Below are 15,831 nucleotides of genomic sequence, written 5' to 3'. Positions count from 1 at the left end.
AAATTTTCATTTATTATGTGCAAGCACAACGAATTTATGTTCCGTTTCCCACTGCTCATTGCTTTCGTGAATGTTACATCATATCCATTCCGCCTGGGGCTGGCATTGCAGGTGTTTTTTTCTTTAATATTAGCAACAACGGACTCTGTTGTCAATAAGGTAGACGCAACACTTGTGGCATTTTGAAGCGCGCTTCTGGTAACCTTTGTTGGATCCAGGATGCCTGCTTCTACCATGTCTACGTATTCTTCCTTATATGCGTCAAAGCCGGTTCCTACCTTGGACTCTCTCACCTTATTGATGATTACGCTTCCTTCCAGGCCTGCATTGGCTACAATGTGGTATAACGGAGATTCAAGAGCCTTTAAGATGATCTTTCCTCCGGTCTTCTCATCGCCTTCCAGACCCTTCACAACATCCTCAATCTGATTGATGGCATGAACGTAAGCAGAACCGCCGCCTGCGATAACGCCTTCCTCAACTGCTGCTCTTGCTGCGGATAAAGCATCTTCCATACGAAGCTTTGCTTCCTTCATCTCGGTTTCTGTTGCAGCGCCTACGCGGATCACTGCTACGCCGCCGGATAATTTTGCAAGTCTTTCCTGTAATTTTTCTCTGTCAAAATCAGAAGTGGTTTCTTCGATCTGGCCTTTGATCTGGCCAATTCTTGCAGCGATTGCTTCCTTATCGCCGCAGCCGTCTACGATTACGGTATTTTCCTTCTGAACCTTAATGGATTTTGCACGTCCTAAAAGATCAAGGGTCGCATTCTTAAGCTCATAGCCCAGTTCGTCGGAGATTACGGTACCGCCTGTTAAAACTGCGATATCCTGTAACATCTCTTTTCTTCTGTCGCCATAGCCCGGAGCCTTCACAGCGATTACATTGAAGGTTCCTCTTAATTTATTAACGATTAAGGTTGTTAAAGCCTCACCTTCCACATCTTCTGCGATGATAAGAAGTCTTGCGCCAGACTGAACTACCTGCTCTAATAAAGGAAGGATCTCCTGAATGTTTGAAATCTTCTTATCGGTAATTAGAATGTATGGATCGTCTAAATTTGCTTCCATCTTTTCCATGTCGGTGCACATATAAGCAGAAATATAACCTCTGTCAAACTGCATACCTTCAACCAGATCCAGCTCTGTCTTCATGGTCTTGGATTCTTCAATGGTGATAACGCCATTATTGGAAACCTTCTCCATAGCGTCAGCTACCATCTCGCCGACCTCATCATCTGCTGCGGAAATAGCTGCAACTCTTGCGATGGATGCCTTGCCCTTGATCGGCTCGCTCATCTTTGCAATTGCTTCTACTGCTGCTTCTGTTGCTTTTCTCATACCTTTTCTTAAAACGATGGGGTTAGCGCCTGCTGCCAGGTTCTTCATTCCTTCGTTGATCATAGCCTGAGCTAAAACGGTAGCTGTGGTAGTACCGTCACCGGCTACGTCATTGGTCTTTGTAGCAACTTCTTTTACAAGCTGAGCGCCCATATTCTCAAATGCATCTTCCAGCTCGATTTCCTTTGCAATGGTAACACCATCATTTGTGATGAGCGGTGAGCCAAAAGATTTATCCAGTACAACGTTTCTGCCCTTGGGCCCTAATGTTACACGTACAGTATCTGCTAACTGATTCACTCCAGATTCAAGTGCTTTTCTGGCATCTACGCCATATTTGATCTGCTTTGCCATGATTCATTCCTCCAGTTTTCTGTTAAAATAAAGATACGTATTATCTAAAATCTGACCTTATGACTGCGATATCGCTTTCTTAATTATTCGATCACTGCTAATATGTCATTCTGCTTTACAATCACATATTTCTCGTTCTCTTCTCCGGTCTCTATTTCTGTTCCTGAATACTTGGAGAAGATTACTTTATCGCCCACTTTAACCTGCATGGTAACTTCCTTGCCGTCTACCAGACCGCCAGGACCCACTGCGATGACTTCCGCCTGCTGTGGCTTCTCTTTTGCCTGCCCCGGCAGAACAATACCGGACTTTGTTGTCTCCTCTGCAACCAATGGTTTTAACACAACTTTGTCAAATAATGGTACTAATTTCATTGCAATTCCTCCTCATAACTTTCTTCTAATTATTTCTTTCTTTGGCCTTCCGAAAGAAGTTTTATTTTATTCACATACTAAGTTATATCACTCATTATTAGCACTGTCAATAGTTGAGTGCTAACTTTATATTTTTTTTACATTTTTACCATATTTGTGCGTTTTTCTCCTTTACTTACATAGTTTATAGAAATTTTCTTATTATATACCTTTATTTTTTTCAATGAACGTATTACAATAACTAAGAGAATAAAGCGCCTTACAAGCGCACCATTATGCCCATAAAGCATAAGCCGTGAAAAGCAAGCGCCTTGCAGGCATACCTCTATGCTTAGAATACATGGACGGCAATAAGGAAAGGAGTGTTTCAAATGGCAAAAAAATGGTAATGGGTTTGGGAAATTCGTGGCACTCGCCACTGTGGCCGGTGTAATTGCTGCCGGTATCTCTTATTTTACAAAGTACAAATCCTTCCACAAAGAACTGGAGGAAAATTTCCATGATTTTGAGGATGAAGGAAATGACGACATTTCTAAAATTGACAGCACGATGAACCGCAACTATGTTTCTTTGCATGCCAATAAGGATGAATTTAAGGTCGCAGCTGACCATATGGCAGACGCTGCCAAGGATGCGGTGAGTGCGGCAAAAAACCTGGTAAAGGATGCGGCAAGCATTGTCTCTGACACGGCAAAGGAAGCGGCTTCTGCCGTTGCATATACGGCAAAAGACATGTTTGAAACCGCAAAAGAACAGACTGATACGTTTTTAGATGACGAAGATACTACAGAGGATGGCGGCCTGGATTATGCTGCCGGAGCCGCAGACCATCTGGCAGAAAAAGCCAAAGAAACGGCAGACTCTATAAAGGAAACAGCAGAAACAGCTGCCGATGCAGTAAAAGAAGCGGCAGAGGATGGGTTTGATGCAGCAAAGGAAGCGGTACAGGATGGGTTTGATGCGGCAAAAGAAGCAGCACAATCCACTGGGGCGGCTCTTAAGGAACTGGCCGATGAAACTACTACCATTGTGGAAGAAGAAATGGATTGATCATAATCTGGAAGCAGAAATTAAGCATAGCCACTGGAAAGCATACGCTCTCCAGTGGCTTTTTTCACAGGTTATTTATCATACAAAAATTCTTCCGGCAGGCTCACTTTAAAATCAACCGCCAGATCGCGGAAGTTCTGGGGCGTGATGGTCTGAAGCTTATCCGGTCGGATGGAAAGCACTTTAACAAGAATTTCCGCAGACTTTTCCACCGTATGCATAAGGCCAAAGGTCAGGTCAAAATCCTCTCCGGAAACAAATAAGCCGTGATGAGCCCAGACAGCTACATCGTACTTCTTCATCAGCTCACTGGTCGCCACTGCAATATCACGTCCGCCCGGCACCATCCAGCCGACCACACCAACACCGTCGGGGAAAACCACCGGACATTCTGTAGCCATCTCCCATAATTCCCTGGTGAAAACTTTATCCTCTAAAGGAAGAACAAAGGTAAGAGCAATCACATTGGCAGGATGGGCATGGTAAATCACCCTGTGCGTTCCGGCTGCAGCCTTCTTTTTCACTTCATGATTCATGAGATGGGAGGGAAGCTCACTGGTGGGACGGCCGCCGTTTACCAGGCCCCAGCGGATCCTGTAATTCTCACCGCTTTCATCCACCTCAATGATGCAGGTATTTGCTTCCGGATCCAGAATCACGTTGCGGAAAAATTTCCCGCTTCCGGTCACCATGAAATACTCTCCTGCCAGCCCTTTTACACAGGTCCCGATGGGCTGCCAGGGATTCTTATCCGTAAAGCCTTCTTTCACTGATTCCACCTCTGAGGCCTTGATGCGGTAGCTTAAATTACCGCCGTTTCTCTCATGCCAGTTCTGGCGGAAACCATCATCACACAAGCGGATAAAGCCTTTTACAAACTCAGTTTCTAAAATCTTCATATTTTTCTCCTCATTTCCGTTTAAGCAGCACTTCTTTTTCATAGCTGCGGATTTCTTCAAACCAGTCTTCCTTTGCCGGAACACCGTTTATCTTGCAAAAGTAATTCCATACATCACCCATGGGGTAAAGCTTAAGCTCCTCCTGAAGCATCATCTGTTCTGTGAAATTGCGTTCCTCCTGTAATTTTGAAAGCATTACATTAGGAAGAAGAAGGGCATTTAACAAAGCCTTCTGCATATTGCGCATTCCCACGATCCAGGCGCTTAAACGGTTGATACCGGCATCAAAGAAATCAAGGGCCAAAAGAACCCGGCCTGCTCCGCCCCGTATAATTTCCTTTGCGATCTCCTTTGTCTCGTCATCAAACAATACTACATGGTCACTGTCCCACCGAACCGGCCTTGTCACATGAAGGGCCACCTTGTCAAAGAACAGGAGCATGGAAGAAATCTTATCAGACACCATTTCCGTGGGATGATAATGGCCGCTGTCCAGCAGGCAGAGAATATCATTCTTGGAAGCGTAATTCATATAAAATTCATGGGAACCAACCGTACAACTTTCCATGCCGATCCCAAATACCTTGGATTCTACGGCCACATATACCTTGGTCTTATCGTAATCCGCGGAAAGGATCTGGTCAAGGGAATCCTTTAACCGCGCCCTTGGGGAGGTACGGTCCGCCGGAATATCCTTAAACCCGTCAGATCCAGATGTTCATGGTACAGGGAGTCCCCTGCTCTTTTGCAAAATATTCCGAGATGCGGATACATGCCTGTACGTGTCTGATCCAAAAGCTGCGGATTTCCTCGTTTTCACTGGATAGGGTGGCATTCTCCGCCTTTGGATGGGAAAACAGGGTAGGATTAAAATCAATGCCGATTCCTCTTTCCTTTGCAAATTCCACCCATTTCGCAAAGTGTCTGGGTTCCAGTTGATCACGGTCAGCCCATTCCCCCTCATCAAATATGGCGTAGCTTGCATGAAGGTTGATTCTGTGCTTTCCCGGAATCAGGCTCAGCGCCTTATCCATGTCACACATCAGCTCCTGAGGATTTCTTGCCCGGCCCGGATAATTGCCTGTGGTCTGTATACCGCCTGACAGCCCGCCTGCCCCGTCAAATCCAATTACGTCATCTCCCTGCCAGCAGTGCATGGAAATAGGAATCCTCTTCAAAGCCTCCACTGCCTCATCTGTGTTTACGCCAACAGCCCTGTATGCTTCCTTTGCTGCTTCATATCTTTCTTTTATTGTCATGGCTCTCTTCTTCCTTTCTTATGATCTCTTTCAGTCCAAATGAAATACTGGCTTTAAACCAACAGAAACCGGGCTGTTGTCCGGGTTGGTTTTCATGATGTCAGCCATGTAATCCCACCATTTCCGGTTGATTGGCGTGTCTGCCGATTTTTCCCATTTCTCTTCAACCTCGATTTCAATGTATCCGTAAAGGACATTGGTTTCCTCATCTAAGAAAATAGAGTAATTATGTCCCCCGTGCTGGCTGATCATATCCTTCATTTCATCACATTTTATTGCCTGGCTTATACTTCTTTATGGCAAAGGACCGGTATACTGCTTCCCTTGCTTGTTTTAAGCCTTCAAATTCTCCGGCAGCCAGCATCTGGGCCAAAAGGTTTCCAATGGCAGTGGCTTCTCCCGGCCCGGCATAAACGGTCCGGCCTGTGCGGTCTGCCGTCAGTTGGTTTAAGTACTCTGCATTTGAGCCTCCTCCTACCACATGGATGTCCGGATAAGCTTTTCCAGTAATAGATTCCAGTTCCTTTACCGTATTACCGTAGCAGGCTGCAAGGCTGTTGTATATGACTGCCGCAAACTGTCCCGGAGTCATTGGCACTTCCAGCCCTGACCTCCCGCAGAAATCCTGCACCTCCCGGATCATGCTGCCTGGAGCCAGGAACACAGGGTCATTGCAGTCCACAATGGAAGGAATCCCTTCTTCAGAGCCATCCGGCAAAGCTCTGCAAAAGAGTATATCTCTCCCTTTTCTTCCAGCTCCTTTTTCACAGACTGGATCATCCAAAGGCCCATGATGTTTTTTTAAATACCGGAAACGGTGGTCATAACCGCCCTCATTGGTGAAATTTGCTTCCATACTCTTAACGGAGCAATCCGCCTTGGGAAGCTCCGTTCCCATCAGGGACCAGGTTCCGGAGCTGATGTAAAGAAGATCGCCCATGGAGTCCTCTCCGTCTGGAACCAAGGGAACCGCCATAACGGCAGAACCGGTATCATGGGTTGCCGGAAGGATCACCTGGCAGGAAAACCCTACTTCCTCTTCAATGGCCTTTGTCAGTGGTCCCACCGGTGTTCCCGGCATGGACAGTTCTCCAAACAAACCTTCTGGCAGGCCCAGGTTCCGGATCACCTCATAATCCCAGGTTCCGGTTTTCCCATTGACCAGCTGGGTGGTGGTTGCATTGGTATATTCCTGTTTTTTTACCCCAGTCAGCAAATAGTGGAAATAATCGGGTATCATAAGGAAGGTTTCCCCTTTTTCCAGATATTCTGGAGTTTCCTCCCTGACAGCCATGAGCTGGTAAATGGTGTTAAAGATCTGCTTCTGGATGCCGGTTCTTCCATATAAATCTTTTAGGGAAATGATCTCATATAATTTTTTATCCATTCCCTTTGTTCTGTTATCCCGGTATCCTACCGCATTTCCCAGCATCCGGTTCTCTCCGTCCAAAAGGACAAAATCCACAGCCCAGGTATCGATTCCCATGGCTGCCGGGATCTTCCCCAGTTTGCTGCACTGCTTCATGCCCTCTTTGATTTCGGAAAATAAGGACTCCACATCCCAGCACAAATGGCCGCCCCTCCGTTTCATGCCATTGTCAAACCGGTAAATTTCCTGAAGGACCAGCTTTCCTTCCCTTACGGTCCCAAGAATATGGCGGCCGCTGGATGCGCCGATATCTACAGCAAGATAATACCTCTCCATGTAAACCACTCTCCCATTGTTTTCTTCTTTTCTGCCCATGCTTTCTGGGCATAAAGGTATGCCCGAAGGGTATTTCTTCTTTTCTGCCCACGCCTTTTGGGCAGAGCCCACCTCGCTTTACCGGGCGTAAAGGCATACCCGCAGGGTATTTCTTCATCTATCATAACGGATTTCTACAACAAAAATAAGGACGCTATTTAATTAAAACTGCGTCCTTATTTGCATTATTACTTAAATGTTTATCATCGCAATTATTCTATTTGACTTTCGCGTCTTTGGACTTTTGATAAATGACCGTCTAATTATCCTTTTTTTATTTTGCCGTCTTTAAATGAACCATCAACTTGATTATATTTTCTTACTCTGGCACCTTTTCTCAATATAGAGAAAACATTTACTTTTTTTACTCATGCCTCCCATGAAACAGTTGTTTCATTCTCCTTTTTACTGCTTCGGGAATTTCTCACATCTCTCCTCAACTAAATAACATGTTATTAAGGTGTCTTATTGGGGTAATGTCAGGCGGGAATATATCTTTTTAAAAGAATATAGCACCAAAGGAATTATATAAAACAAAGAATAGGAATAATTCAGTACTATATGATACAATTTGTTGATATTGGATGTATAAAAGGAACTATTGAAGCAGTTTAGCATCTTATCAAAATATATTATTCCTAAATATTGTACAATAATAAAAGTTCCTCCCAATGTAAGATATTTTTGATAGGTAATCTTCTCCCTGAATAAAGCAATTCCGCCAGCACATATGGTTCCATATATTAAGATTGGGAAAAAAAAGATCTATATAGGTGTTCCTCAACATTAATTGATTCATAATCCTTTCGGCTATATCCACCTTTTCAGAATATTGCATATCTTCCGCGAAAATGGTCCTTGTTATTATGGTTAGCACTTTACTCCTCACCCCTCAATAACATCTCTAAAGATATATAGATTTATACTTCGTAAAATAGTGGGCAATAACAACAGGAATAAAACCATTATATCAACCTTGGCTAAACCATTCTTTTTTTCTTATCATACTTCTTTCATAATTCATAAGCGCCCCCTCTATTAATATATGGTAGTGCATTGTTTTTACTATTCAAATCACCTTAAGTTACTGGAATTTTATCCCTGAAAAACCTGTACCCTCTTTTTCCCTCCTGATGACCAGTTCTTTTGCTTCCTTCTCTTTCAAGTTCAGTTGGAAACCCGATAATTTCAGGCTTTGCTATCGTTTACGAAGCATAAATATATATTCTACCTCCCTCCCCTACACAAAAAATATGCCAAACACCCGATGAGGATATTCGGCATATAAACTATTCTTTGTTGGTAAGCATATCTTTTAATTCTGATAACGACATGTCTCTCTTTTCGAGAATAGATGATATTTCCTTGAATTCTTCCAATTTAATTTCTTCCTGTATTTGTTTCACTCTTTCTTCCTGAGTCTTAATAGAAGTCTTATATTGCTCTATCGCATCTTGAATATTTTTTTTAGTTCTTCCCGTAGTTTTTCAAGCGATGATTTACGTACACCTCTTGGCATAATAGCGCCCTCCTTATTTGCAAATCCTTTCTCCAGTCATCTAAGCATGTTATTCTGCCTTTGATGAAATAAGCAACTCCTTTAAATCCATAATTGACATTTCATGCTCGTCCAATATTGTTGATACTTCCTTAAATTGTTCCAGCTTAATCTTCTCCTGAATCTCTTTCTCTTTTTCGCCCAAAGTTACCAGATTGTTCTTATATTGCTGAATTGTTTCCTGGACCTCTTGTAATTCTTGCTGAAGTTTTTCAAGTGGTGTCTTCCTTACTCCTCTTGGCATACTGGTTCTCTCCTTTACAGAAATATTTTTATCAACCATATATTACCAAGTATATGCCAAATTCCTTTTGTTTATTACTTTATAGTTTTCATTGTTGAAAATTTTCCGGGATTACTTTTGATAGAAACGTTCCGATTTTAAAGGTCCTTTTATGGCTTAATCAAAAGAAAAGGAAAGCAGATATGATCCGCTTTCCTTTCCCTGTTTCAAATAACTATTTTCACATTCTATAAAACCTTTGGGTACCGGTTCTTTACCCTTTTACTCCCGTATGGGCCACTCCTTCTATAAACTGTTTCTGGAAAACAAAAAACAAAACAATCATTGGAATGACAGCCAGAACAGCACCTGCCATCTGTGCCGGATAATCATTAAGATGCTGTCCCGACAGGGTGGAAAGAGCCGGAGCCAGGGTCATTTTTGTTGTGCTGGTATTGACGATCAAAGGCCACATAAAATCATTCCAGGCAAACTTTGCCGTGAAAATCATAAGGGCCACGACCCCTGATTTCACCAGAGGCATCATGATCTTAATTAAAATCTGGAATCTGCCGCACCCGTCAAGTATAGCTGCTTCCTCCAGCTCATCGGGAAGAGATAAGAAAAACTGCCTCATCATAAAGGTACCGAAGGCGCTGAATAAGTTGGGCAGAAAAAGGGCCGGCATGGTATCTAAAAGCCCCACCTTCTGTATAATAAGATACTGAGGCACCAGAAAGATCTGTCCCGGAACCATCAGAACGGAAAGTACCACCAAAAACAGGATATCTCTTCCCGGAAACTTAATCCTGGCAAAGGAATAAGCAGCCAGGGTGCAGATCATTACCTGCCCTGCAACCGTTATGACCGTGGAAAATACGGTGTTCATATAGATTCTTCCGAAAGGAAGTGCGGTCAGAACGTTATAATAGGCCTCTGTAACAAACCGTTCAGGCAGAATCGTGGGCGGAATCGCCATGGACTCTCCCTTTGTTTTAAATGAGGTGCATAGCATCCAAAGAAACGGAAACACGGTTATACCGATTCCTGCAATCAGAATCAGGTGGGTCAATAGCTTTTTATGACTGCTTGTTCTTTTCATCCTGCACCTCCTTTAGTCGTAATTGACCCATTTTCTCTGTCCTATCATCTGAATCACCGTTACCAGCATGATAATAGAAAAGATTAAAATGGATATGGCTGCTGCATAACCCTTGTGGCCATAATCAAACGCATTGCGGTAGAATATCATGACCAGGGTCTGGGTACTCCGATAGGCCGTATTTGCTTTACCAACCATCATATAAATGGTGTCAAACACCTGAAAGCCGCTGATAACAGAAGTAATCAAAACGAAAAATATGGTCGGGGACAGCATGGGAACTGTGATCTTGAAAAACTGGCGGATACCGCTTGCGCCATCCACAGCCGCCGCCTCATAATAGGACCTTGATATCCCCTGCATACCGGCTAAAAGAATGATCATGTTATAGCCTACGGTTCCCCATATCCCAACGATCATAACCATGAACAGAGCTGTCCCCGGATCCGTGATCCAGCCGTGGGGAGAAAAACCCAAAGCCTTTACAGCCGCATTTAAAAGGCCGTACTGCTCATTATAAATCCATCTCCAGACCATTGCCACTGCAGCCGACATGGTTACAGAAGGCAGAAAATAAATAGTCCGGTAAAAGGAAGTTCCCCTGATTTTAGTATTGAGCAGGGCCGCTACAAACAGGGATAGCGCAAGGCCTAAAGGCACGGTGATCCCCACGTAGAGAAGTGTATTGCCAAGAGCCCTCCACAGTTCTTTATCCTTACACATTTCTATATAGTTGTTAAGACCATAAAAGGTGGCTACATTGAATTTATTCACTTCATTAAAGCTGAACCAGAAATTCTGAATGAAGGGGAAAATGTAAAATATGAAGATTCCAAGCAACAGAGGTGTTATAAATAAATATCCCTCTCCCCATTCTTTCCATTGCCGCTTTGCTATTTTCTTTTTTTGTCGTACCCTGCATTCCATACACCTACTTCTTATTTTTTTGCCAGAATCGCATCTGCATCCGTCTTAAGCTGTGCGCATACATCTGCCAAAGGCTTCTCTCCGGAATAAGCTGCCTTTAATGCCTCTAATTCCACATCATAGATCTCTGCCACGGATTTGCACACAGGAAGAGGGTTTGCTTCACCGGAATGATTGGTGTAAGCAGCCAGGTTTAAATCCTTGTTGGAATCGGCAAAATACTTCTGGGCATCATTCCGTGCGGAAATGACAACACCGCTTTCGCCCTGGATCTTCATAGCCTCTTCACTTCCCAGCCACAATGCAAAATCTGCTGCAGCATCCTTATTTTTACTTCCTGCAAACACCGCATAGCCAAGTCCGTTGATGACATTTGGCTCTTTCCCGTTAAATTCCGGGAATTCTACCAGGTTGATCTTGGTGTTAATGGCATCATTTGAAGTATACTCCGGCGTCATATAGGAACCTGCCAGAACCATAGCCAGAGAGCCGCCCTCAAACATGGCATCAGGAAGAGTTTCCGATAATGCAGCTGCTGTCGGCGAATAGCCTTCCTCAAGCAAATCGATCCAGCACTGGATTCCTCCCTGGGTCTTGGGATCTGTATAACCGGTCTCAGTTTTATCGGCATTTAAAATCCAGCCGCCGTTCGCATATACGGTGGGGTAATACCATGTCTGGAAGTCAATGGGGCAGGCAAAAGGATACACTCCTTCGTCAAGTCCAGCAGCCTTTAAGTCCTTGCAGGCAGCTACAAGATCATCATAAGTCCAGTCGTCGGTAGGATATGCAACTCCTGCCTTATCAAAGATCTCCTTGTTATACCACAGGGCGTTGGTATCAAAATCCTTTGGTATAGCGATCTGCTTATCCTCAAAGTTATAAGATTTTACAAGAGCTTCCGGGAAATTCTTTTCTAAATCCAGATCTGATTTTTTCAAGTAATCGTTTAAATCAAGGAGAATTCCTCCGTCATAATAATCCTCTGCATGGAGTACATTGAGCCAGAACACATCCGGTGCTGTTCCACCTGTTGCCGCAGCCTCCAGCTTGGTCCAGTATTCTCCTCCCTTATAAGGTGTAAGCTGGATATCAATCTTTACATTTTCATGGGTTTTCTCGTATGCCTGAATCATGGCTTCCATGACCGGACGCTGCTTTTCATCCCAAATTCCGAAGCTTAAGTTCGTAGCTCCTCCCTTGGAAGCTCCGCCTCCTCCTCCACATGCGGTAAGGCTCATTGCCGCCATGCAAATGCCATTCCCATTGCCAGCACTTTGAATCCTCTCGTTTTCTTCATAAATTACTCTCTCCTTTTTTATTGATATTTTAAAAGGTATTTTTCTTTCAACCTTTCATTTAACGAATATCCTCTAAATGAATCAGCTTTCCTCCCGAAAGTCTGGACTGTTCCGCCGCCAGGGCAATATAATGGCTTTCCATGGATTTTTCCAATGTGGTCATGGAGCGGCTTGGCTCGGTTCCTTCCCTGACCATATCAAGAAACTGCTCCACCATCCGGTTGTCGCCACCGGCATGGCCGGAAAAGTCATCGGATAATTTGGAAATGTCTATGGTTTCCTTTTCTTTTCCAAAAGGCCTTACGAATATGAGATTGGAATGAAGGCTGGCCTCAATTTCTCCCTTTGTTCCCATAAATCTGGCGAACCGGGAATTTTGTTCCGTACAGCCTGTCATGGTAAAGCTGATGGTAGATCCGTCTGTCATATCCAGATTTACTACCTGATGGTCTACCACATTGTTGTCGCAATGGTACACACATCTTCCATAAGGTCCGGTCTTTATGGCTTCCATAACCGATTCTTCCGTAGGGTGAAGGGTAAGCACGTTGCATGGCCAGTCAGATTTGCCATGGGCGATGCCTGTCTTTTCATTGGTTATGTAAATCTTTTCTGCATCAAAGGGACATTCTGCCTTGGCAGCGCATCCATCAAGACAGCGTTTTGCCGCACCCTCCGGCGCTTTTTCCTCCTTGAATAAATAGGTGCTTCCAAAGGAGGTCACGGACTTACAGGTCTTTCCTGTGAGCCACAATAAAAGGTCCATATCATGACAGCATTTTTGAAGAATCATGGGGCTGGTTTCCTCTGAATTTCTCCAGTTTCCCCTGACAAAGCTGTGGGCCTGATGCCAGTAGCCTACATTTTCAATGCCCATAACAGTGACCACATCCCCGATCACACGGTCATCAATGAGCTCTTTTACCTTTGTGTAAAAAGGCGTATAGCGCAGAACATGGCAGACTACCACCTTCCGCCCTCTCTCACTGGCAGTTTTTAAAAGCTCCCTGCATTCGTCTAAATCCGGTGAAACAGGCTTTTCCAGCAAAAGATCATATCCCTTTTTAAGGGCCGGAATCGCATGGCCCACATGCTGTCTGTCCTGTGTGGCAATAAACATCACATCAGCAAGCCTTTCCTGTTTTAACATCTCCTCTGCACTGGAATAGCACCGTTCCTTTGGGACCCCGTATTCCTTGGAAACCTCTTCCACCTTTGCCTCATCAATATCCGCTATGGCAGTGATCTCCATTTTTTCAGGAAGCAGCTTTGCAACCGGTGCATAGGTATCCTTTCCTCTGCTTCCCAAGCCCGCAAGGGCAACTGTAATCCTTTTCATGTTATCTTCCCCTTCCTATATCATGAACCGGCGTTTCATGACCGGCATTTAACCTTTGCGCCGATGAGCAGGCTCATCTTCGCTCTCTTGCTCTCATTATCTATTGATTCTGCTTTCATTATATAATGAACCGGAATGATATGCTTATACTATTATCCAAACTCATTGCCAAATTCCTTATTTTTTCCGTTATTATGCACAAATCCCATCAGAAAGTATTCCCTCATTACAGTAATTTCAACAGAATCTTTCTAAAAATACAAAAAGAGGCATCCATACGAATCGATGAATGCCCCCATTGGCCGGATAAATATTTTTCTCTATTATACACTCATACTATAGTTTTGAATTACAGGATTGTCCTGTCTTGTTATCAAATTAACCAATCTTGCCAGCAGCAGCATTTCGTGCTACCATAAATGCCAAAGGAGGTATTTCAAATGGCATACTGCAGCACAGCGCTAACCATAGAATTTGAAATCCATGAGATCATAACCGTCCACTATTTTGAATACATGAAGGATTTTGTATTTTCAGGGGAATCCCACGATTTCTGGGAGTTTCTTTACGTGGACAAGGGCGAGATCACCGTACAGGCAAACCAGTCTATCTACCATTTAGAGGCTGGGGATGTGATTTTTCACAAGCCAAATGAATTCCACGCCTTAAATGCGTCCGGAAACAAGGCTCCCAATCTGGTAGCCATTTCCTTCCGCTGCTCCAGCGAAAGCATGAAGTTTTTTTGAAGAGAAATCCTGTTCCTTAAATCAGGAGGAACGTTTCCTTATTTCCATGATCATTGCAGAAGCAAGGCAGGCTTTTTCCACTCCGCTTCACATCCCTTCTGTGGAAAAGGTGGAACTGGCCCCTTCCCCGCCCTTTGGAGCTGCCCAGCTCATCCTTTTATATCTGCAGATTTTCCTGATCCATGTGAAACGGAATCATTTTGGAGAAGACAGCACGCCCATTCAAGGGGTTCCAACAGAGCCCATGGCCCTATCATCCAATTCCAGCCATTTGGATCAGATCATTCAGTATATGGAGTTTCACATTTGCGAACACCTTTCCATAAAAACCATTTGCGACGAATTCTGCATAAGCCGTTCCACCCTTCACTCCCTGTTTCACAAAGAAAAAAACTGCGGGGCAATCGATTATTTCAATTTTATGAAAATCGAGCGTTCCAAGGAGATCATGCGGGATGGCAACATGAATTTTACGGAAATCGCGTATTTCCTTTCCTACAGCTCCCTGCAGTATTTTTCCAAGCAGTTCAAAAAAACAACTGGAATGTCTCCTCTGGAATATTTTAAATCCGTCAAAAAATATTCCAATGAAGTCACAAACGCAAGTAAGAAACGAAGAGAGAATAATAGGATGATTTGACAAGCTTCCGTGATGATTCCGTAAGGTTTTTTTCCTGAAAAAGTGCTATATTAGAACCATCAATTCAGTGGAGGATCGACAATGCAGGATATTATATTCAATCAAACCGCTTTGAGCTTTGAGGAGAGCTCCCTCCTTTTTTCCATAAAGCATGGGATGGCACTTTGGAAATGGGATGCAGAATACAAACCACGCCTTATGGCCGGCGGACAGACCGTTTATTTTCACGATGCCGCTTCCATTACCCATAATAAATGGAAGACAGGAGTCGGAGAAGGGATCATCAGCCACTATCAGGGTTTCCTGTTAAACGGCATGGATTTAGGACTGGCCTTTGAAACGGTTTCATGGATCGAGTATGCCACGGAGGACGTTCATTTTGAATGGATCCCTCTGACAGAAAGCAGCATCCCGGTTTCAGAAATATACTGGCCGGGCTGCATGGAATTTGAAAAAGAAAGTGACCGCTGGTATACCCTTTTGAACATCCAGCAGGGGCTTCTCATCCCAAACACCTGGGAAACGGCTCTGGAAAAGCTGCCCTTTGACGGCATGATGTGTACAGCCGGCTCTTATATGCCCTGGTTTGGGCAGGTAAAGGAGCGAGAAGGTTACTTAGCCATCTGTGAACAGCCCTGGGATGCCGCTTATTATGCGGAGCATCCGGCAAATGGCCCTTATACCCGCACCGGCATCAAATGGCTTCCAAGCCTTGGCAGGATGAACAGCCGAAGAACCATGCGGTATTCCTTTCTGTCTGACTGTGATTACAATGACATCTGCAAGCATTACAGAAGCTACGTAAAGGAGCAGGGCACCTTCTGTTCCCTGAAAGAAAAAGCTGCCAGGGCACCTGTTCATAAGCTGGTTGGCGCTTCCTTCATCCATAAGGGGATCAAAACCCAGGTCATGCCGGATTCCCGCTTTTTGACCCGGAAAAACCGGACAAAACAACCATGTATACAGCTTTGAGAA

At 44.1% G+C, this 15,831-nt stretch carries 13 protein-coding genes and 2 pseudogenes; 4 read left to right on the top strand and 11 right to left on the bottom strand.

From position 1 onward, the window contains the following. Positions 1 to 73: 73 nt before the first annotated feature. Positions 74 to 1,694 (bottom strand): annotated as a pseudogene (groL, locus tag JCM10519_RS16770) (chaperonin GroEL). Between the two features lie 83 nt (positions 1,695 to 1,777). Beyond that, the gene (locus tag JCM10519_RS16765; RefSeq protein WP_054740574.1) at positions 1,778 to 2,068 is read right to left on the bottom strand and encodes a co-chaperone GroES; all 291 of its coding nucleotides are present in this window, start codon (positions 2,066 to 2,068) and stop codon (positions 1,778 to 1,780) included. Positions 2,069 to 2,473: 405 nt separating this feature from the next. Between JCM10519_RS16765 and JCM10519_RS16760 the strand changes: the two genes are divergently transcribed. Further along, complete coding sequence (locus JCM10519_RS16760; protein ID WP_054740571.1) at positions 2,474 to 3,118, top strand: hypothetical protein; 645 nt, start codon at positions 2,474 to 2,476, stop codon at positions 3,116 to 3,118. Between the two features lie 71 nt (positions 3,119 to 3,189). On the opposite strand, the gene rhaD is transcribed toward JCM10519_RS16760, so the two are convergent. From rhaD to JCM10519_RS16715, 9 genes and pseudogenes are all read right to left on the bottom strand, one after another. Then, positions 3,190 to 4,017 carry a rhamnulose-1-phosphate aldolase gene (gene rhaD / locus JCM10519_RS16755; RefSeq protein WP_054740580.1) on the bottom strand — a complete coding sequence of 276 codons (828 nt, stop codon included), beginning with the start codon at positions 4,015 to 4,017 and terminating at the stop codon, positions 3,190 to 3,192. A 10-nt stretch (positions 4,018 to 4,027) separates the two neighbouring features. Continuing rightward, a pseudogene (locus tag JCM10519_RS16750) lies at positions 4,028 to 5,276 on the bottom strand (L-rhamnose isomerase). A gap of 30 nt (positions 5,277 to 5,306) precedes the next feature. Then, positions 5,307 to 5,537 carry an L-rhamnose mutarotase gene (gene rhaM / locus JCM10519_RS16745; protein ID WP_347844526.1) on the bottom strand — a complete coding sequence of 77 codons (231 nt, stop codon included), beginning with the start codon at positions 5,535 to 5,537 and terminating at the stop codon, positions 5,307 to 5,309. A 4-nt stretch (positions 5,538 to 5,541) separates the two neighbouring features. Then, positions 5,542 to 6,981 carry a rhamnulokinase family protein gene (locus JCM10519_RS16740; RefSeq protein WP_347844525.1) on the bottom strand — a complete coding sequence of 480 codons (1,440 nt, stop codon included), beginning with the start codon at positions 6,979 to 6,981 and terminating at the stop codon, positions 5,542 to 5,544. Between the two features lie 1,607 nt (positions 6,982 to 8,588). Next, complete coding sequence (locus JCM10519_RS16735) at positions 8,589 to 8,822, bottom strand: hypothetical protein (RefSeq protein ID WP_054740568.1); 234 nt, start codon at positions 8,820 to 8,822, stop codon at positions 8,589 to 8,591. Positions 8,823 to 9,075: 253 nt separating this feature from the next. Further along, on the bottom strand, positions 9,076 to 9,903 hold the full coding sequence (locus JCM10519_RS16730) for an ABC transporter permease subunit (RefSeq protein ID WP_054740566.1): 828 nt from the start codon (positions 9,901 to 9,903) through the stop codon (positions 9,076 to 9,078). A 12-nt stretch (positions 9,904 to 9,915) separates the two neighbouring features. Next, a complete protein-coding gene (locus JCM10519_RS16725) occupies positions 9,916 to 10,830 on the bottom strand; it encodes an ABC transporter permease subunit (protein ID WP_054740564.1) in 915 nt (304 codons plus the stop codon). Positions 10,831 to 10,841: 11 nt separating this feature from the next. Continuing rightward, the gene (locus tag JCM10519_RS16720) at positions 10,842 to 12,071 is read right to left on the bottom strand and encodes an extracellular solute-binding protein (RefSeq protein WP_054740579.1); all 1,230 of its coding nucleotides are present in this window, start codon (positions 12,069 to 12,071) and stop codon (positions 10,842 to 10,844) included. A gap of 118 nt (positions 12,072 to 12,189) precedes the next feature. Then, a complete protein-coding gene (locus JCM10519_RS16715) occupies positions 12,190 to 13,470 on the bottom strand; it encodes a Gfo/Idh/MocA family oxidoreductase (RefSeq protein ID WP_054740562.1) in 1,281 nt (426 codons plus the stop codon). Between the two features lie 440 nt (positions 13,471 to 13,910). Here JCM10519_RS16715 and JCM10519_RS31070 point away from each other — a divergent pair, with 440 nt between their 5' ends. The 3 genes from JCM10519_RS31070 to JCM10519_RS31060 all read left to right on the top strand — a co-directional run bounded on the left by JCM10519_RS31070 (position 13,911) and on the right by JCM10519_RS31060 (position 15,828). Beyond that, positions 13,911 to 14,216, top strand: a complete 306-nt coding sequence (locus JCM10519_RS31070; protein ID WP_347844524.1) for an AraC family ligand binding domain-containing protein — start codon at positions 13,911 to 13,913, stop codon at positions 14,214 to 14,216. Between the two features lie 46 nt (positions 14,217 to 14,262). Continuing rightward, entirely contained in the window at positions 14,263 to 14,856 is a 594-nt protein-coding gene (locus JCM10519_RS31065; protein ID WP_347844523.1) for an AraC family transcriptional regulator, read from the top strand. An 81-nt stretch (positions 14,857 to 14,937) separates the two neighbouring features. Beyond that, on the top strand, positions 14,938 to 15,828 hold the full coding sequence (locus JCM10519_RS31060) for a hypothetical protein (protein ID WP_347844522.1): 891 nt from the start codon (positions 14,938 to 14,940) through the stop codon (positions 15,826 to 15,828). The last annotated feature ends 3 nt before the right edge of the window (positions 15,829 to 15,831 follow it).

The organism is Clostridium sp. NkU-1, from assembly GCA_001312405.1.
This window is presented reverse-complemented; position numbering and strand designations above follow the sequence as displayed.